The sequence below is a fragment of the Exiguobacterium sp. J17977 genome, assembly GCF_018616375.1.
Taxonomy (GTDB): Bacteria; Bacillota; Bacilli; order Exiguobacteriales; family Exiguobacteriaceae; genus Exiguobacterium; species Exiguobacterium mexicanum.
Window position 1 is genome coordinate 86,276 of the sequence record NZ_JAEQBB010000007.1, and the last position, 16,336, is coordinate 102,611.

At 53.8% G+C, this 16,336-nt stretch carries 22 protein-coding genes; 8 read left to right on the forward strand and 14 right to left on the reverse strand.

Annotation, left to right across the window (positions count from 1 at the left end; translation table 11 throughout):
* Positions 1-84 precede the first annotated feature (84 nt).
* Positions 85-246: a hypothetical protein gene (locus KNO58_RS12555; protein WP_214754385.1), complete on the forward strand. Its 162-nt coding sequence runs from the start codon at positions 85-87 to the stop codon at positions 244-246.
* 17 nt (positions 247-263) lie between these two features.
* Here KNO58_RS12555 and abc-f read toward each other — a convergent pair whose 3' ends face one another.
* Complete coding sequence (gene abc-f / locus KNO58_RS12560) at positions 264-2,111, reverse strand: ribosomal protection-like ABC-F family protein (protein WP_214754387.1); 1,848 nt, start codon at positions 2,109-2,111, stop codon at positions 264-266.
* Between the two features lie 326 nt (positions 2,112-2,437).
* Here abc-f and KNO58_RS12565 point away from each other — a divergent pair, with 326 nt between their 5' ends.
* Positions 2,438-3,355: a DMT family transporter gene (locus tag KNO58_RS12565; RefSeq protein ID WP_214754389.1), complete on the forward strand. Its 918-nt coding sequence runs from the start codon at positions 2,438-2,440 to the stop codon at positions 3,353-3,355.
* 37 nt (positions 3,356-3,392) lie between these two features.
* On the opposite strand, the gene KNO58_RS12570 is transcribed toward KNO58_RS12565, so the two are convergent.
* From KNO58_RS12570 to KNO58_RS12590, 5 genes are all read right to left on the reverse strand, one after another.
* On the reverse strand, positions 3,393-3,578 hold the full coding sequence (locus tag KNO58_RS12570; protein ID WP_021065953.1) for a hypothetical protein: 186 nt from the start codon (positions 3,576-3,578) through the stop codon (positions 3,393-3,395).
* A gap of 15 nt (positions 3,579-3,593) precedes the next feature.
* On the reverse strand, positions 3,594-4,505 hold the full coding sequence (locus tag KNO58_RS12575) for a Gfo/Idh/MocA family protein (RefSeq protein WP_214754391.1): 912 nt from the start codon (positions 4,503-4,505) through the stop codon (positions 3,594-3,596).
* 84 nt (positions 4,506-4,589) lie between these two features.
* On the reverse strand, positions 4,590-5,303 hold the full coding sequence (locus KNO58_RS12580; RefSeq protein WP_214754394.1) for an anti-sigma factor: 714 nt from the start codon (positions 5,301-5,303) through the stop codon (positions 4,590-4,592).
* A complete protein-coding gene (locus KNO58_RS12585) occupies positions 5,300-5,860 on the reverse strand; it encodes an RNA polymerase sigma factor (RefSeq protein ID WP_214754396.1) in 561 nt (186 codons plus the stop codon). Before KNO58_RS12585 ends, KNO58_RS12580 begins: the two co-directional genes overlap by 4 nt.
* A 113-nt stretch (positions 5,861-5,973) precedes the next feature.
* On the reverse strand, positions 5,974-6,225 hold the full coding sequence (locus KNO58_RS12590; RefSeq protein WP_214754398.1) for a hypothetical protein: 252 nt from the start codon (positions 6,223-6,225) through the stop codon (positions 5,974-5,976).
* A gap of 64 nt (positions 6,226-6,289) precedes the next feature.
* Between KNO58_RS12590 and KNO58_RS12595 the strand changes: the two genes are divergently transcribed.
* On the forward strand, positions 6,290-7,078 hold the full coding sequence (locus KNO58_RS12595; protein ID WP_214754400.1) for an HAD family hydrolase: 789 nt from the start codon (positions 6,290-6,292) through the stop codon (positions 7,076-7,078).
* Between the two features lie 6 nt (positions 7,079-7,084).
* Here the strand turns inward: KNO58_RS12595 and KNO58_RS12600 are convergent, their stop codons facing one another.
* Together KNO58_RS12600 and KNO58_RS12605 are read right to left on the reverse strand one after the other, a co-directional pair.
* Positions 7,085-7,357 (reverse strand): RNA polymerase sigma factor, encoded by a 273-nt coding sequence (locus KNO58_RS12600; protein ID WP_214754402.1) that lies wholly within the window; start codon positions 7,355-7,357, stop codon positions 7,085-7,087.
* A 165-nt stretch (positions 7,358-7,522) separates the two neighbouring features.
* Positions 7,523-7,738 carry a hypothetical protein gene (locus tag KNO58_RS12605; protein WP_214754404.1) on the reverse strand — a complete coding sequence of 72 codons (216 nt, stop codon included), beginning with the start codon at positions 7,736-7,738 and terminating at the stop codon, positions 7,523-7,525.
* Between the two features lie 129 nt (positions 7,739-7,867).
* On the opposite strand from KNO58_RS12605, the gene KNO58_RS12610 reads away from it, so the two are divergent.
* The 4 genes from KNO58_RS12610 to KNO58_RS12625 all read left to right on the forward strand — a co-directional run bounded on the left by KNO58_RS12610 (position 7,868) and on the right by KNO58_RS12625 (position 10,355).
* Complete coding sequence (locus tag KNO58_RS12610; RefSeq protein ID WP_214754406.1) at positions 7,868-8,101, forward strand: hypothetical protein; 234 nt, start codon at positions 7,868-7,870, stop codon at positions 8,099-8,101.
* Positions 8,098-8,298 (forward strand): helix-hairpin-helix domain-containing protein, encoded by a 201-nt coding sequence (locus KNO58_RS12615; RefSeq protein ID WP_214754408.1) that lies wholly within the window; start codon positions 8,098-8,100, stop codon positions 8,296-8,298. Before KNO58_RS12610 ends, KNO58_RS12615 begins: the two co-directional genes overlap by 4 nt.
* Before the next feature lie 155 nt (positions 8,299-8,453).
* On the forward strand, positions 8,454-9,914 hold the full coding sequence (locus KNO58_RS12620) for a UDP-N-acetylmuramoyl-L-alanyl-D-glutamate--2,6-diaminopimelate ligase (protein WP_214754410.1): 1,461 nt from the start codon (positions 8,454-8,456) through the stop codon (positions 9,912-9,914).
* 96 nt (positions 9,915-10,010) lie between these two features.
* Positions 10,011-10,355 (forward strand): YflT domain-containing protein, encoded by a 345-nt coding sequence (locus tag KNO58_RS12625; RefSeq protein WP_214754412.1) that lies wholly within the window; start codon positions 10,011-10,013, stop codon positions 10,353-10,355.
* Positions 10,356-10,415: 60 nt separating this feature from the next.
* On the opposite strand, the gene KNO58_RS12630 is transcribed toward KNO58_RS12625, so the two are convergent.
* Complete coding sequence (locus tag KNO58_RS12630; RefSeq protein ID WP_214754414.1) at positions 10,416-11,411, reverse strand: MDR family oxidoreductase; 996 nt, start codon at positions 11,409-11,411, stop codon at positions 10,416-10,418.
* 146 nt (positions 11,412-11,557) lie between these two features.
* On the opposite strand from KNO58_RS12630, the gene KNO58_RS12635 reads away from it, so the two are divergent.
* Complete coding sequence (locus KNO58_RS12635) at positions 11,558-11,989, forward strand: hypothetical protein (RefSeq protein ID WP_021065966.1); 432 nt, start codon at positions 11,558-11,560, stop codon at positions 11,987-11,989.
* A 19-nt stretch (positions 11,990-12,008) separates the two neighbouring features.
* On the opposite strand, the gene KNO58_RS12640 is transcribed toward KNO58_RS12635, so the two are convergent.
* The 5 genes from KNO58_RS12640 to KNO58_RS12660 all read right to left on the reverse strand — a co-directional run bounded on the left by KNO58_RS12640 (position 12,009) and on the right by KNO58_RS12660 (position 16,319).
* Positions 12,009-12,215 (reverse strand): hypothetical protein, encoded by a 207-nt coding sequence (locus KNO58_RS12640; protein WP_214754416.1) that lies wholly within the window; start codon positions 12,213-12,215, stop codon positions 12,009-12,011.
* 138 nt (positions 12,216-12,353) lie between these two features.
* Positions 12,354-13,007: an SDR family NAD(P)-dependent oxidoreductase gene (locus KNO58_RS12645; protein WP_251026241.1), complete on the reverse strand. Its 654-nt coding sequence runs from the start codon at positions 13,005-13,007 to the stop codon at positions 12,354-12,356.
* An 11-nt stretch (positions 13,008-13,018) separates the two neighbouring features.
* Positions 13,019-13,405: a GNAT family N-acetyltransferase gene (locus tag KNO58_RS12650; protein WP_214754418.1), complete on the reverse strand. Its 387-nt coding sequence runs from the start codon at positions 13,403-13,405 to the stop codon at positions 13,019-13,021.
* The gene (locus KNO58_RS12655; RefSeq protein ID WP_214754420.1) at positions 13,402-14,430 is read right to left on the reverse strand and encodes a serine hydrolase domain-containing protein; all 1,029 of its coding nucleotides are present in this window, start codon (positions 14,428-14,430) and stop codon (positions 13,402-13,404) included. The genes KNO58_RS12650 and KNO58_RS12655 overlap by 4 nt, the downstream gene beginning before the upstream one ends.
* Positions 14,431-14,537: 107 nt before the next feature.
* On the reverse strand, positions 14,538-16,319 hold the full coding sequence (locus KNO58_RS12660; protein ID WP_031199960.1) for a solute:sodium symporter family transporter: 1,782 nt from the start codon (positions 16,317-16,319) through the stop codon (positions 14,538-14,540).
* Between the last annotated feature and the right edge of the window lie 17 nt (positions 16,320-16,336).

Consider the following 16,336-nt stretch of genomic DNA (forward strand, 5'->3'; position numbering starts at 1 on the left):
CAAGCTGTGGCTGCAAGGCGCGTTCGCTTTCCTTGATTTCAATCGAGCAGCGGATGTAAAAGAACGTGGTAGAGGAGTGATCATATGCCGAAACTGTATTGGCTCGGGACGTTCGTGAGCGGAGTGATCCTGACGACGATGGGGGAAGTGGCCGGAGTCCCGCGGGTCGTGCCCTATTTTTTGATGGCGCTCGGCGTGACCGGGTTTCTCGTTCAATCTTGGTTCGAACAAAAACGACGCCGTTAAGCCGGCGTCGTTTTTCATTACATCGATTCTAGGAGTTGGTCGAGCAACGTGTCGATGTCAGTTTGGAGGATATCGGCTTGTTGTTGCAACATCATCAGCTCGGTGAGGTCGTTCGTTTCATTCATCTGACGAAGGAGTGCCTGATGTGCGGCCTCGAACTGTGACAGACGAGCCTCATCCGCCGAGATGTCTCGTGCATCGACGGTTGTCGTGGTCGATGTTGCTGATTTCATCTTCTTAGGTACAGTTACGACTGCCTCCGGTTCGTGCTGGCGCTTTTCGAGCGCATACGTGACGTTTCCCGGGAAACGTGTCGCTGTCCCATCGAGCCAATAGGTGATCGGGAACAGTTTGTTCAAGAAGTAGCGGTCATGCGAGACGGCGACGAGCGTCCCGGTGAAACGGTCCAGTGCTTCTTCGAGCGCTTCGCGGGCTTCGATGTCGAGGTGGTTCGTCGGTTCGTCCAAGACGAGCACGTTCACATCCTCATGCATGAGGATGGCAAGCATGAGCCGCATCTTCTCGCCGCCGCTCAAATCTTTGACCGGTTTGAAGACGCTCGCCCCATAGAAGAGGAATTGGGCCAGCAGTTGACGGGCCTTCCCTTCGTCGACGGCAATCCGGTCGCGGAACGCCTCGATAAGCCGGTGGGAATCATCAAAATGGATGTGTTGGGACAGATAGCCGATGCGGGACCGCTCCGCTCGTCCGACAGTGCCTGAGGTCGGTTCGAGTTGACCGAGCAACACTTTCAACAACGTCGATTTACCGCTCCCGTTCGGACCGACGATGGCGACACGCTCCCCGTGACCGGTGTAGAACGACACATGCTCGAAGACGGTCCGATCGAAGCGGACGGTCATATCGGTCGCCTCGAACACATCGCGGCCAGTCCGGCCGTTCGCTGTGAACTGGATGTCAGGTTGCACGGCTTCGAGGCGTGGCCGTTTAATCGTCTCGATGCGAGCGAGCGCCTTCTCCATCGATTTGGCACGGCGATAAAACTTCTCGTTCGGCGGATTGCCTTCGTTCGCCCATTGCCGAAGCTGGCGAATCGTTTCTTTCATCTTCTTGATTTTCTTTTGTTGCTCCGTATAGGCGTGAAACTGATCGAGCAACCGTTTTTCTTTTTGGGCGACGAAGGCACTATAATTGCCGTCGAAGCTCGTCAGTTCACCGTCTTCACACTCGACGATGCGCGTGGCGACCGCATCGAGAAAGACGCGGTCGTGCGAGACGAGAAGTAACGTAGACGGACTGTCGCGCAGGAACGCCTCGAGCCAAGCCATCGCCTCTAAATCGAGGTGGTTCGTCGGTTCATCGAGGATGAGCAGCTCCGGCTCTTGGAGCAATGCCAAGGCGAGACCGACTTTGGTCCGTTCGCCGCCGCTGAGCGTATCGAACGGTCGGTCGACGAAGCGGGTCAGGCGCAACCCGTCGATCATCGCGTTCACTTTGGAATCGATGACGTACCCGCCGCCGTTCTCATAGCGTGTCTGCAAGGCGCCGTACGTCTCGAGTAGCGCGTCGATGTCGTCACTTGAAGCCATATTTGCTTCAAGCTGTCGCATCTCGTCGCCGAGTCGCGTCAATTCGGCGAATGCGGTATAGAGTACGTCTCGACCGGACTTGCCGGGGTGGGCCGGGATTTGGGCCAGATAGCCGATGTGTAACCGTTGCTTGCGGTAAATCGTTCCTTCGTCTGGCGCATCAGCACCGACGATCAGACGCAGAAGCGTCGTCTTGCCGCTCCCGTTCCGTCCGACGAGTCCGATTCGTTCGCCGGCGTTCACATGAAGATTGGCATCGATTAAGACGGCATGGCCGCCGAATTGTTTTTGGATGTGTTGTAATTCGATTAACATGAGTGGTTCCTCCCAGAGTAGAGGCCTATCAAAAAAGCCGAGCGCAAAGAAGCGCTCGGCAAGAGAGAGAGGCGCTTTGTCGTATTTCAGCAATGTCTAAAAAAGGACAGACGGGTCCTGTGATTATGCGACATCGTGAAAAATCGCACGCAAAATGTACAAATGTTCTGTTGACCAATGCGTACGTCCGACAAAGTTCACCTTTCTCCCTCCTTTCAATACATCATTACGGTAAGTGTAAGCGATTTCGGTCGGTTCGGCAACTAGGATACAGGAATATTAGGAACCGATGTCGTATTGGTTAGACATCAGGGAGGAGGGACGCTATGCGCAAGGAATGGTTAGGTGCCATCAGTTTAACGCTCGCCGCCAGTATTTGGGGCGGGATGTACGTCGTCAGTAAATATGCGCTCGGCTATATCGAACCGTTCACGCTCATCTGGATGCGCTATGCCGTCGCGTTTGTCGTCCTGCTCACGATGTGGTGGGTCTTCGGACGCGAGCGAATCGGTCGGCGTGACTGGAAATGGATTGCGCTCGTCGGCGTCATCGGGTACGTCGCCTCGATTTCGTTTCAGTTCATCGGCACGAAACTATCCGACGCCCATACGGGATCGCTCGTCACGGCGGCGACACCGGCGTTCATGGTGATTTTTGCCCGAGTCATCTTGAAAGAACGGCTCACGCCTGTCAAAGTCGGGTCACTCCTGTTGGCGACGCTCGGGGTGATCATCGTCGTCGGCTGGCACGTCGAAGGCACGTATTTCATTGGGAGCCTCGTTTTGGTCGGTGCGGCCATCACGTGGGCGCTCATGTCCATCTATGTGAAAATCGCTTCCGCGACGATGTCGTCGTTGACGATCACGACGTTCGCCATCGGTATCGCCTTCGTGTTGATGACGCCGCTCATGGGAATGGAAGTGGCCGCATCCGGCTTACCGAATATGACCATGGTATTGTGGATGAGCGTATTGTATGTCGGCATCATCTCGACAGCCGGGGCGTTCTTCTTTTGGAACAAAGGGCTCGAGCTCATGGATGCGAGTGTCGGATCGTTATTCTTCTTTTTCCAACCGCTCGTCGGGGGTTACCTCGGCTGGCTCGTCCTCGATGAACGACTCGACCGCAACTTCTTTGTCGGCGCCGCCTGTATCGTCACGGCCGTCACGTGGTCGACGATTGTCGAACGTCGGCAAAATCGTGTCCGCGAGACACGTCAAGCTGAGGAGCGCCATATCTTATAACCAAAGACGACCGACCCGCTCTGGGCCGATCGTCTTTTTAAAATCCGTGATGATCGAGTTTGTCTTCGTCGCGCTTCATCTCGAGCTCGAGCCGCTGAATCGCAAGTTTTTCTTGCTCGATTTTGAGTCGAAGTTCTTCTAAACGCGCCTTCCGTGTCTTATTAAATGTATCTGCGGCGATGGACACGACGACGATGACCATGATGTAGAAAAAGAAATCCATTTGATACGCCTCCCTTTAGTGTGAGCCGAACAGTTCCGTCACCAGCTGTTGTGCGAGGAGCGCCTCACGACCGTCCGTCATGATGGCCGTATCCTCGGTCAGTGCCGAGATAAAGTGGTCGATCGCCCCTTGGAACCCGCGTTGGGTCAGGAGCGTGTCCCATGACCCAAACGTCTTCGTCGAATGGGTGCCGTGCTCGAAGCGGTTGAGCGTCACCATCTCGTCGACGGTCATGCGAAGACCGTCTCGGATGGCGCTCAGCCCTTCGTGATTCGTCCCGGCTTTCCGGTGCATCGACGTCGTGTGCAGTCCGTGCTCGTCTTGCCAGACGTGGCGCGCGAAATGGAGACCGTTCGTCTCGGTCTTCTCCAAATGCCCTGTGACCAGGCGCAACTCGCTTCCGGTGAAGTACCGGAGCGTGTCGACGACATGCAAATAGTCATCGAGCAACGTGAACTGATAGTCGTGGCCACGCAATCCGTCGCCACGATGCTTGACGAAGTCGAGCGTGTGGAATGGGGCTACTGCTTTCACGTGCTGATACATCGGGGCGAACCGGCGATTGAAGCCGACCATGAGCTTACGGTTCGTCTGCTCGGCCAGCTCGACGAGATGTTCCGCTTGTTCGATCGTCGCGGCGAGTGGTTTATCGACATACACATCGACACCGTGTGCGAGCAGATAGGAGACGACGTCGAAATGTGTCTCGGTCGAACTGTGGACGAACGCCGCGTCGACGGACGACGCGAGCTCGGGAAGTCCCGTGAACGATTCCATCCGATGGGCCCGGCAAATCGCCTCACGTTTGGCGACGGTCGGGGAATAGGCACCGACGAGTTCGAACGACGTGCTGTTCGTCAAAATAGGTAAGTACGCTTTTTGAGCGATGCCGCCGAGACCGACGACACCAATTTTAGGCTGACGCATATGTACCACTCCTTTTCTATCATCATAACGAAAAAAGAACCGAATGACACGTACGCGTGGTGCGTCAGGTCATTCGGTCCTTACTTATAGGCTGGCACTGAGTACGATGTCGCCCTCGGGTGCCGTGTTGCCGCGTTCGGGTTCTTTCGTGACAGCAACGGTATCCCAGTCCATCTCTGATTCGGTCGAATCGAGCGTGTAGATGACGGTCCCGTTGCCTTTGTCGTCCGTGACGAACGCCCCGGTCGGAATCGGAGAGCCGTCTTTTAACAACCAAACTTGATACACTTCGTTCGCTTCGAGCGCATCGAGTCCGTTCGTCTGGACGATGAGCTGGCGCTGGCCGTCCTGTTCGGCGAGGTAAGCCACGCCTTCCGATTCGCCTTCGAGCGGGACGGTCTCGGTCAAGGCGATTCCGCTCGGATCATCTTGGTTCAATAGCAGATAGCCGTTCCCGATCAAGGAGAGCATGAGTGCGGCCGCGAGAGCGAGCGCTCCCCATGGCGTCTTCTGTTTCTTCTTCGTGGCTGTAAACGGTGTGATCGGGGTCGGTTCGTCTTGCTTCGACTCCGTCTCCGTCTTGTCTTCCGCGAACACGTTGTCGAGGATGCGTGCCTTCATCCCGCTTGGCGGTTCAGCCGGTTCAGAGAGGAACGCGACGCCGCCGACGAGGGCCTCGAGTTGTTCGAGCTCTTCTTGACACGTTTGACATGTCGCGAGATGCGCTTCAAACCGGATGCGTTCGTCTTCTGTCAAATGCTGGTTGAAATAATCAATCAATTGGTCACAAGCGTTCATCGTTCCACCTCCTTATCATTCAAATCTTGGGATAGATGCCTTCGTAACTGTTTCAATGCTAATCGAATCCTTCCTTTTACAGTACCGAGCGGGATACCGCACGTATCGGCAATCTTTTGTTGGCTGAGCCCTTGGAAATACATGAGGCGGACGACTTGTTGTTGCTCGGCCGGCAGTTCGGCCATAGCCGTCTCGATTTGAGTCCGCTCTTCTTGCCATTCGACCTCGGTCTCGACGGACGGGGCCGGTGACGGAATGGCTTCCGCATAGGACTCATCCAATTGCAGGTCAGGTTTTCGTTTGCGAATCAAGTCGATCGTGACGTGACGGCTCATCGTGAACAGCCACGATTTGAATTTTCCTTTTGTCTCATCATACACGCCGCCACCGCGCCATAGTTTAATGAATACTTCTTGCATCGCTTCTTCGGCGAGGTCGCGGTCCTTCGTCAATTGCATGACGAACGCATAGAGGATTCGTTCATAGCGGTCATAAAGTGTCTCGAGCGCTTGTTTGTCTTTTTGCCTGACACGCTCGTACAATTCGATATCAGTCATGGCTTGCTCCTTTACACATAAGGGAATCCCTTGTATTGATCTAACGGATGAAACCGTGAAATGGATGCCTATTTGACGTGACTATTTTGTGAACAGTCAAGATTTTCCCGCAGCTAACGGGAACAACTGGACGCCATCCTTCCGATACGGCGGAACAGGTATAGATTCAAGGCGCTGAGCAGACGGTACGTCACGTAACTGAACAATATTGCCGTGATCAGCGTGACGACAAGCGCCGAACCATTCGGAAGCCATAGTTGCCAGACCGAATAGGACCGGACCCCAAACAAAAAGGTGAAGACGAGCCCGAACCCGATCACGATTCCGCTATACTGACAGTAATAGCGGCTCAATCGATTTTTCATGATGCCACGTCCTTTCTCTCTTTTACTATACGAGATGGGGTATGACGACACAAGGAGGATGACTATGAAGCGATTCACCGACGAGGGACGAACGCTCATTTGTTTTGATTTTGATGAGACGTATTTCCCGCACGCTTGTACCGTGGAGCAGTTGGAACGATTACGGCACCTCGAAGACTTTCTCGATGCACACTCGTCTCGGTTGTCGACGATGTGGGTGACGGGGAGTTCACTCGAGACGATCCGAGATAAAATGGCACGGGCAGACATGCGTTACTTCCCGCACCGGATTGCGGCGAGTCTCGGGACGGAGCTGTATCAAGTGACGGCGTCCGGGCAACTGGAGCTCGATTCCGGTTATTCGTCCCGGTTCCCCTATGATTTTTCAGACCGCGTCACCCAAGTCGTCGACAGGATAGGGCGAACGCTCACGATTGAGCCACAGACGAATCTTGGCACAAGCGATTGGATGCACAATTATTACTACTTCGGCGAGCGCTCGGACGAGATCGAGCACATCCGTTGTATTGCCCATGACTTCGGGATTGCAGTCAACGTCAGTCGGTGCAATCCGCTCGCCGGGGATCCGGCAGACGCCTACGATATTGATTTCATCCCACAAGGGGCAGGGAAAATTGCTGTGGTCGACTACGTGTGCGACCGATATACATTTCAGACCGAGCACGCCTACGCGTTCGGTGACAGTGGGAACGATTTAGGAATGTTGCGATATGTCGGCAACGGTTATGTACTCGGCAACGGGACGGAAGAAGCCAAACGAGAACATGGTCGTGTCACCGAGGGCATGTATGCGGATGGGATTCTAGAAGTGTTACATCGAGCGGTGCGGTAGACAGGTTTAAGCGCTCGTAACTAAACGTAGCGCTGCGGTCTCCACACGTTCGAACAAATACGTTTTCAGCCGATGGGTCGTCAAATCGAGCGGCAGACGATGCTTCCAAAGCTCGGTGAACACCTCGGAGAGGACGGCTTCGGCCAAGTCGGCTCGCGTCGTCAAGCGGAGGGCAAGCGAATATAAGATGCGCTCATAGCGGTCGTAAAGCAGTTCGAGCGCAGACGTGTCGCGGTTTACGATGCGTGCGTATAAATCGTGATCGGATATGAATGACATGGTGGACTCCTTCAGAATGAGACTATCTCGTGGTTGGGTTGCGGGCAAATGCCGTAACCTTCTTATTTCACTTATGGGGTGAACGTAAACGGTTACTTTCCGATTCGAGCACATTCAAAAACAGCCAACGTTCCGCTGATGAGCGGAATGTTGGCTGTTTTGTAGTTAAAACGACGTATAACAGTGCGGGCACGTCTGTGTGTTCCCACCGGACCGTTTGAACGTTTTTTTACAGTTCGGACACGTGACGGTCTCGGTGTCTTGGCCGAACAGGCTGCCGCGATTGAATAAAACATTTCGTAAATTCGGCAAGGCTTTAGCCGCATAAATCATGGAGAAGAATAAGACGATGGCCAAAACGGCCAACAGCAAATAGGTCATATCGGGTATCTCCCTTTCGCGAAACATTCGTTTCTTCTAGCATACGTGAAATTGTTCAAATACACACCTCCAGACTGGAACTGCGAACAGATGTTCTGTATACTAAAAGTAACAAAGGAGGGAGATCAGATGAGGCAAGAAGTCATGCGTTGGATGCGGAACGGGCGGGTCGTGGAAATGATGTATATCGATCGGAACGGAGTTTTTTCGAAGCGGCGGGTCAAACTGATTAAGTTGCAAGGCAATCGACTCGTCGCCTGGGACGTGAACAAACGGGCGCGTCGGACGTTTTGTATGGACCGTGTTCTCGCCTGTCTCCCGACGATTGAACGAACCACCGGACGAGAGGAGGGAATCGGATGACACCACTTCCGAAATGTTCGGCGCCGGCCGAACGGGCGCTTCAGGCCGCCTATATCGATACGCTCGAACAGTTGGCGACGTATACGAAACGAGAGATTGCGGCCTTGCATGGGGTCGGGCCAAGTGTGCTGCGAATCTTGGAAACCGCGCTTCACGAGCAAGGACTTCAGTTCACCGACAGCGAAATAAATTCCTAGTCCCGTCCTGGACTAGGAATTTTTTGGTTGGGCGATTGCATTGCGCGTAAAAAGGGAAGTAATATATTTGTCATCTCCATTACAGCCTAATATCTAGTACCATGACGATAAGGTTTGCGAACCTAGCGACACCCATGAGAAAGGAAGTACACAGCATGAGGACGAAACGTTTATCCGCCATTCTAGGAAATGAGATGGATGACATCGAACGCGATCCATGGGTGACCGGAATTGAGACAGATTCCAGAAAGGTCAGTCCAGGGAATTTATTTATCTGTATCCGCGGCTATACGGTGGACGGACATGAATTCGCTGAGGACGCCGTCTCCAAAGGAGCGGTTGCTGTCATCTCGGAATACCCGCTTGACCTTGAGGTGCCGAACCTTGTCGTCGCGGACACGAAACGGACAGCCGGCGTGGTGGCCAGTACTTTTTATGACCACCCCTCACATCGGATGCGCATTTACGGTGTCACCGGTACGAACGGGAAGACGACGACCGCGACATTGACATATGATTTATTTCGTCTGTCCGGCCGACCGGTCGGGATTGTCAGTACGATTGGAGCACGTTATAAAGATCAAACATTAAACACACCAAATACGACGCCTGAAGCCGTCGTCTTACATCGTTTGCTGGCCGAGATGGCCGATGCCGGCGTGACCGATTGTGTCGTCGAGGTGTCCTCGCACGCGATGATGGAAGGACGCGTCGAAGGTGTCCGGTTTCACGCGGCGGCATTCACCAACTTGACGCACGACCATTTGGATTACCATCGCTCGATGGATGAGTACGCCCGAGCCAAAGCCCGATTGTTCGAACAAGTCGAGACGACGGACGGGGATGCCATCGTGTTGAACGCCGAAGACCCGGCTAGCAAAACGATGGCCGCGTTTGCGCCGACTCGTCGGCGCATCATGTACAGCACGCATGCGGACGTACCGGCTGATATTCAAGTCATTTGGCATGACCAGACGGTGCTCGTCAAAATGAACGCCTTGACGATTGAGGCCCCGGTCCGCTTTATGGGTGCGTTCAATGCGGCCAACTTGGCCGCAGCGATCGGTCTCGTCTCTACATCGGAACTGATGTTGCGTGCGATCATCGCCAACGTGCCGGGACTCACGCTTCCGAAAGGTCGGCTCGAACGACTCGATACGGAAGACGCCGAGATTTATCTCGATTATGCCCATACGCCTGATGGTCTTGAGAAGTGTCTATCGACGCTTCAGCAAGGAGAACGTGAACTCGTTGTCGTCTTGAGTGCGGCGGGCGACCGCGATCCGACCAAACGGGCGGAGATGGGTCGCATCGCGAGCCATTATTCGAACGATTTAATCGTGACGGTCCACGACGTGCGTACGGAAGACCCGAAACAAATCATCGACGGGCTACTTGAAGGGATTGACGCGAACACACACTATGTGACGTTCGAGGAACGACGGGACGCCCTCCGGCACGCAGCGCAACAAGCGCTCGACGGCAAACGAATCGTCGTCGTCGGAAAAGGACATGACCACGTTGAACGCGTCGGTCGCGAGTCGATTCCGTTCAATGAATCAGACATCTTGCTCGATGAATTAAAAAAATTGAAGGGCCAAGAACCGGCCGTTTAACGAAACGATGACAATTGTCATCGTTTTTTAATGTGTCATTTTAGGAAAAAAAGGTAATAACTATTCATGTAACGCTATCGAAGGAGGAGAACAGACATGTCAGTTTTGTACAAAGAGTTTACAAATGATGAAGAAGTCGTGACCGCCATTCAATCGATGAAAGCGAAAGGGATTGAGGACAAGCACATTTATGTCGTCACCCACGATGATGACCGGACCGACCGCGTGGCCGATAACGCCGATGCGAATACGGTGACGGCATCAGACGTCGGCCTGGGAACGGCCGCGAAAAACTTGTTCCGTAAAAAAGGGGATGAGCTTCGAGCCCAATTCGAACAGCTCGGTTTCTCATCGACCGAAGCCGATCAACTCGAGAAGAAATTAGACCAAGGCAAGGTGATTGTCGTCGTCAAAGACGCACCAGCCGGATTCACGTTATAAGTCCACCACCATGGAGAATACAGAGACAGGGCTGAATCGATGGATTCAGCCCTGTTTATTTTAGTCGTGGATGCGGACGACGGTCCGGCCGCTCAATTCACTGCGCATCATCGCCTCGGCGTGACGAGGGACGTCGTGCAGCGGAATCTCATGGACCATATGGTTCAGCACGCGAGTGTCGACGAGCTCATGGAGCCGCTCCCACGCTTTCACGCGACGGGCGATCGGCTGCATGACCGAATCGATACCGATGAGCCGGACGCCTCGTAAGATGAACGGATATACGGTCGTATGAAGCTCATGGCCACCGGCAAGCCCACACGCGACGACCGTCCCTTCATAGCGTGTTCGGCTGAGGATATTCCCGAGCGTCTCGCCTCCGACCGAGTCGATGGCAGCGTCAAACCGCTGTTCATCCAGCGGACGGGCCGGTCCTTCGAGTTCACTTCGAGCCATTACGTTCTCGACACCGAGGTCGCGCAAATACGCTGGGTCTTGTTTGCCGGTCGAGGCAATGACGTGATAGCCGAGCTTGTGGAGCAAGGCGATGGCAAAACTGCCGACCCCCCCGGAGGCACCGGTTACGAGCACTTCTTGACAGGGATGCACGCCCTCGTGTTCAAGCGCCTCGACAGCAAACATGGCGGTAAGTCCTGGTGTCCCAATCGTCATCGCATCTCGCATCGCCATGCCTTTCGGTAATTTGATGAGCCAGTTGCCTGGGACTTGGGCGTAACGGCTGAAGCCACCGAAATGTCGTTCGCCGATGCCGAAACCGGTCGCAATGACATCGTCACCGGCTTTGAAATCGAGATGGTCGGATTCAATGACTTTCCCGACGAACTCGCACCCGGGGATGAACGGATAATGACTGACGATTTTGCCGGATCCGGTCAGCCCGAGAGCGTCTTTGTAGTTGAGCGCTGAATAATGGACTTCGACGAGGACGTTGCCGTCTTCTTCTCTCGGAAGGGCGTCGAATTTGACGTCGGTCACCGTGGAATGGAGACGGTCGTCTTTTTTGTCGAGGACGAGTGCTTGAAATGATTCGTTCATGGTCAATGGGCCCCTTTCGCTGATACGTATTCTATTCCTTTGTTATCATTCCCCACCTGCCAAAATATATACACGAATGTTTCGTTCTAACAGGGAGTGGAATGGTACAATGAAAGAGATTCAACTAGAGTGAGGAGGAATGAAGCATGCGGCACGACGACTATGAGTTTGATGAAGAAGTAGAAGAAGGCGAATTGTTTAACGTATACGACATTCTGCCACCGGATGGAACCATTCTTGAGATGGCTACGGCCGAAGAAATGGTCCGTGCGGCGGAGCTCGAGGCGACGCATAATGCGCTTGAGCGAATCCAAGACTCAAACTTCCAGTTGTCAGGAATCACTTTTAAAGAGTTGCTGGCAGAGTTCGAGCGATATGAGCAAGAATCGATGGAATTCTGGACAGGCGTTTATAGCCGATTGCGCATTCCATGGGCATGGACGATTCGAATCGATGTGGCCAACGGTCCGATTCACGTCGTCAATGACCGCGACATCTTCATCGACGAAGCGGACTTCGAAGAATATGATTTCGAAGAATACGTAGATGATGATTACGAAGACGAAGACAATCAATGAATCCAAAAACGTCTTTCCCTCATTCAGGGAAAGACGTTTTTTTGTGGTCGAGGAATGAGGCGTGGAGGCGTGTCAGTTCCGTCGCGCCGAACCAAAGCCCGACCCCGCACAGGACGGCGACACCACTCACTAACGCACCGACGATGGCGGTATCTCCAATCATCGTGAACGACAGCGCCAGGCTGAACAATCCGAAAAATAATAATCCTCCTGCAATCGTCTTCATGACCAAGTCACCCTTTCTTAGTTCGTCTGCCTTTAGTGTAGGCGGTTCAGCGAGAAAAGGGTGACTGAATTTTATACCGGGTCAAAAATCAAGCAAGGTCGTATACCGAATATGTCTTGCCATTCTCGAGCGGATCGTCTAGCAAGTGTTCCGCCAAGATGCGGGCGACCATCTCCGGGGTGCGCAGTCGTCCTCCGTCACGTAAGAACGGAACTGTTCCACGTCGCGGAACGCGTCTTCTGACGAGGCCCGGATGCTTGCCTGCATTGCGGTGTCCATCACGCCCGGATTGAACAAGGCGACCTTATCGTTCGTACCGGTCAATTCAAGGGCGACCGTCTCCGTAAAATGGTCGAGTCCGGCTTTCGTCGCACAATAGGCACTCCAGCCCGAAATGGGGCGCTTGGCGGCCCCAGAGGTCACGTGGATGAGCGAGACGGGCAGATCGTACGCGAGCACTGCGTTCGTCAAGAGCATCGGGGCGAGCAGGTTGGCTTGGACGTGGGCGATGAGCTGCGCGGCGTCCAATTGGCCGGCCCGATGAATCGGTTCAATCAAGGCTGCGTTTTGGACGACGAGCAAGGATGTCGCCGTCTCGATGAGTGGCTTCACTTGTTCGAGCGCGGCCAGTGTACTTGTCGGATCAGATAAATCGACCTCGACGTGACGGAACGAGGCATCGATCGCCTGCGTCCGTGAAAAATTGACGACCTCGTAATCCCGCTTCAATAATTCCTCGGCGATGGCACGGCCGAGACCGCGCGATGCACCGGTCACGATGGCTAGTTTCATGACAGTTCCTCCTATTCGTGAATCGTCTTCCGATATCCGTAAAACGGACGGAAATTCAATTTCTCGTAGTACGTGTGGGACGAAGCGCTCGCGAGCATCTCGAGGCGCGTTTCGGGGTAGAGCGCATGGACGTGTGACAGCAACCGCTCGCCAATCCCGAGGCGACGGTGCGAGGCCGCGATGAGCAGTTCGCATACGTACAGGCTAACGGTCGTGTCGGTCAATCCACGCAAGTAGGCAATCACATGTCCTTCTGACTCGACGACATAGGCGACGTTCGATTGCTGCCACGCCTGTTTCGTCAACTCGTGTTGTCGGACGAGTTGGCTCCAACCTTCCGCTTCATTCAACGCTTGAATCTGTTCGAAGTCACGTTCATCGTATGGACGGATGTTCAAGAAGACACACCTGCTTTCTGTTCGATGACTTTCATGAGGTCGAATGCCCCGTCTGACTCGTTCGAACAGACGACCGAGACGATGTCTGTGGCCGGGTAATAGGCGGAATGAAAACTGACGCCGGGGTCATAGCCCATGACATGATATTTGAACACGTGTCGATTCGCATCCAGTTGAATCCACAGACCATAGCCGTAATGTACGCCTTTGTCGTTTACCTTCACATGAGGAGTCAATAGCCGTGATGTCATCTCCTCACCAAATAAGCGATGATCGAGAAGGGTGCTCCAAAGTTTGGCCATATCTTGTGTCGTCACGAACGCACCGCCGTCCGAGCCGCCTTTTACGGGAATCGAATAGTGGTTCGTCCGCCACGAGCCGTCCGGGTTGTCGATATACCCGAGCGCTGTGTTCGCCGGCAAGGCATCGAGGGAGAAGTACCCCGAATCGGTCATGTCGGCCGGCTTGAACACGAACTGTTCGATATAGTCTGAGAACGACAACCCGCTCGTCTGTTCGACGATGAGGCCGAGCACGATGTAGCCGGCATTATTGTATTGAAACACGCCCCGTTCTTGTCGCATCGGCTCGTGTTGGAACATCGGAAGAAAGTCACGTAACTGCCTGATGTGATACATCGGACGTTGCCGCCACAATTCCTCGAAATCGTCCATGACAGACTCGTCAAAATAGTCGGGGATGCCGGATGTGTGGGTAAGCAACTGTTCGACTGTCACGCCCGGGTCAAATCGGGGGAAGTCGATGGCTAAACACTCGCGGAGTGTCGACGTGAATGCCAATTTGCCTTGTTCGATGAGCTGGCAGACGGCAATGGCCGTGAATAGCTTACAGCCCGAAGCGATGCCGAATCGGGTCGACATTCGATGCTCGATTCGTTCCGCCCGATTCGCATAACCTTGTTGATGGTCGAACAGGATTTCATCCTGTCGTATGACGAGCGCCGATCCGGAAAAATCAGATTTGATGGGAAGGTCAGTAAAGGGGTCGTTCAACAGCTTGTTCATCGGACACCTCCTAAAGATTGTCTAGTGTGTCAAGCATAGCACACGGCCGATTAATCCCTAACCAGGCAAAAAAATGTCTCCTCCGTCAAAGGCGGAGGAGACATTGGTTATTCACCAATCGCTTCTTCACGTTCGGTGTCTGTCGTACCAAGATTCGTCAAGTAAGCCTCATATTTCGGGAGCCAGTAGCGATAGGACGCCCAAACGAGGCCACCCGTCACAACGAACAAGGCGATGGTCGCCGGCCAGAACCAGCTCGAGACGATCCCGTCCGCATAGGCGAGACCGATCGGTGAGAAGACGAAGTAGACGAAAATCATCGACGCGACAAGGATGATGGAAGTCGAAATTGCATGACGCCATGGCTTGACGCGGCCAAGATCGATGCGAATCGGATTGATGTGTTGCATCGGTCGAACTTTTGCGAACACGAGCATGATGGTCGTTTCGAGGACGAACAAGATCCCGTAAATGTGAATGAAGTTGATGCCAAGGTCGAAGCCGAACCACTGCTCCGTTCCCCAGACGAGGAAGTAATACGTGACGACGTGGAAGCCGATGACGAGTTTCGCGGCAATCGGCGGTACGCGCTTCACGAGCATCCCGATTAAGACGATGACAAGAATCGGGATGTTGAAGAAACCGGTGAAGCGGCGAATCAAGTCCCACAGTCCGTCCGGTGCGTACATCAAGTTCGGAGCGACGAAGAACGAGACGAGCGCGACGAACGTCCCGAACCATTTGCTGACACGAATCAAATCTTTGTCAGACGCGTCCGGTTTGAACTTCGGCTTATAAATATCGAGCACGAATAAGGTGGCGATACTATTGAGCAACGAGTTGAACGAGCTGAACACGGCACCGAGCAAGACGGCGAGGAAGAAGCCCATGAGCCACATCGGCAACAAGTCGGCAATCAAGCTCGGATAAGCGAGGTCGGCCTTATCGACGTTCGTGCCATACAAATGGAACGCGATAATCCCTGGAAGCAGCATGAAAATCGGGACGAGCAACTTCAAATAGCCGGTGAAAAGCACCCCTTTTTGACCCTCGGCCAAGTTCTTCGCCCCGAGTGCCCGTTGGATGACGTATTGATTGAGTGCCCAATAAAACAAGTTCGCAAAAATCATCCCCGTGAAGATGGACAAGAACGGAACGGAATCGTTCTCTGAACCGATCGCGTTCAGTTTCTCTGGATTCTCGGTTGCAATCGTCTTCATCCCATCGACGAGGTTGCCGTCACCGAGCGCGATGAAGCCGAGCGTCGGGACGAGGAAACCGATGATGATTAATCCGATCCCGTTCAACGTGTCGGAGACGGCGACGGCGCGGAGACCACCGAAAATGGCGTAAACGGCTCCGATAATCCCGATGAACCAAATGACGAGCCAGAGCGACTGCTCGAAGCTGATGCCAAGCAATTCCGGTACGTCAAACAGTTGCAAGACGGCCAAACCGCCGGAATAGAGCATCGATGGAATCGTGACGCACATATAGCCGAACAAGAACAAGAGGACCGTCAAGCGGCGGACGTCCTCATCATACCGTTGGCTCAAAAATTCAGGAATCGTCGAAATACCGATGCCGAGAAAACGTGGTAATAAAAACAGCGCCATGATGATGGCGGCGATTCCGGCTGTGACTTCCCAAGCCATGGCCGACATATTGCCGGCGAACGATTGCCCGTTCAAGCCAATCAATTGCTCGGCTGACAAGTTCGTCAACAGGAGTGATCCGGCGATAAAGATGCCGGTGAGCCCCCGTCCGGCCAAGAAGTAGTCGTCGGCACTCTCGACTTTCCCTTTCGTCATGCGATAAGACACGTAAGCGACGAGCCCCATGAATAAGGCCCCTGTGATCAATATGTAAACAACTTGTTGAATGGTCAACGACGTTCCCTCCCTCA

Bases quoted from the DNA above. Each gene is read 5' to 3' on its own strand.
- KNO58_RS12555 (WP_214754385.1), top strand. From the start codon at position 85: ATGCCGAAACTGTATTGGCTCGGGACGTTCGTGAGCGGAGTGATCCTG.
- abc-f (WP_214754387.1), bottom strand. From the start codon at position 2,111: ATGTTAATCGAATTACAACACATCCAAAAACAATTCGGCGGCCATGCC.
- KNO58_RS12565 (WP_214754389.1), top strand. From the start codon at position 2,438: ATGCGCAAGGAATGGTTAGGTGCCATCAGTTTAACGCTCGCCGCCAGT.
- KNO58_RS12570 (WP_021065953.1), bottom strand. From the start codon at position 3,578: ATGGATTTCTTTTTCTACATCATGGTCATCGTCGTCGTGTCCATCGCC.
- KNO58_RS12575 (WP_214754391.1), bottom strand. From the start codon at position 4,505: ATGCGTCAGCCTAAAATTGGTGTCGTCGGTCTCGGCGGCATCGCTCAA.
- KNO58_RS12580 (WP_214754394.1), bottom strand. From the start codon at position 5,303: ATGAACGCTTGTGACCAATTGATTGATTATTTCAACCAGCATTTGACA.
- KNO58_RS12585 (WP_214754396.1), bottom strand. From the start codon at position 5,860: ATGACTGATATCGAATTGTACGAGCGTGTCAGGCAAAAAGACAAACAA.
- KNO58_RS12590 (WP_214754398.1), bottom strand. From the start codon at position 6,225: ATGAAAAATCGATTGAGCCGCTATTACTGTCAGTATAGCGGAATCGTG.
- KNO58_RS12595 (WP_214754400.1), top strand. From the start codon at position 6,290: ATGAAGCGATTCACCGACGAGGGACGAACGCTCATTTGTTTTGATTTT.
- KNO58_RS12600 (WP_214754402.1), bottom strand. From the start codon at position 7,357: ATGTCATTCATATCCGATCACGATTTATACGCACGCATCGTAAACCGC.
- KNO58_RS12605 (WP_214754404.1), bottom strand. From the start codon at position 7,738: ATGACCTATTTGCTGTTGGCCGTTTTGGCCATCGTCTTATTCTTCTCC.
- KNO58_RS12610 (WP_214754406.1), top strand. From the start codon at position 7,868: ATGAGGCAAGAAGTCATGCGTTGGATGCGGAACGGGCGGGTCGTGGAA.
- KNO58_RS12615 (WP_214754408.1), top strand. From the start codon at position 8,098: ATGACACCACTTCCGAAATGTTCGGCGCCGGCCGAACGGGCGCTTCAG.
- KNO58_RS12620 (WP_214754410.1), top strand. From the start codon at position 8,454: ATGAGGACGAAACGTTTATCCGCCATTCTAGGAAATGAGATGGATGAC.
- KNO58_RS12625 (WP_214754412.1), top strand. From the start codon at position 10,011: ATGTCAGTTTTGTACAAAGAGTTTACAAATGATGAAGAAGTCGTGACC.
- KNO58_RS12630 (WP_214754414.1), bottom strand. From the start codon at position 11,411: ATGAACGAATCATTTCAAGCACTCGTCCTCGACAAAAAAGACGACCGT.
- KNO58_RS12635 (WP_021065966.1), top strand. From the start codon at position 11,558: ATGCGGCACGACGACTATGAGTTTGATGAAGAAGTAGAAGAAGGCGAA.
- KNO58_RS12640 (WP_214754416.1), bottom strand. From the start codon at position 12,215: ATGAAGACGATTGCAGGAGGATTATTATTTTTCGGATTGTTCAGCCTG.
- KNO58_RS12645 (WP_251026241.1), bottom strand. From the start codon at position 13,007: ATGAAACTAGCCATCGTGACCGGTGCATCGCGCGGTCTCGGCCGTGCC.
- KNO58_RS12655 (WP_214754420.1), bottom strand. From the start codon at position 14,430: ATGAACAAGCTGTTGAACGACCCCTTTACTGACCTTCCCATCAAATCT.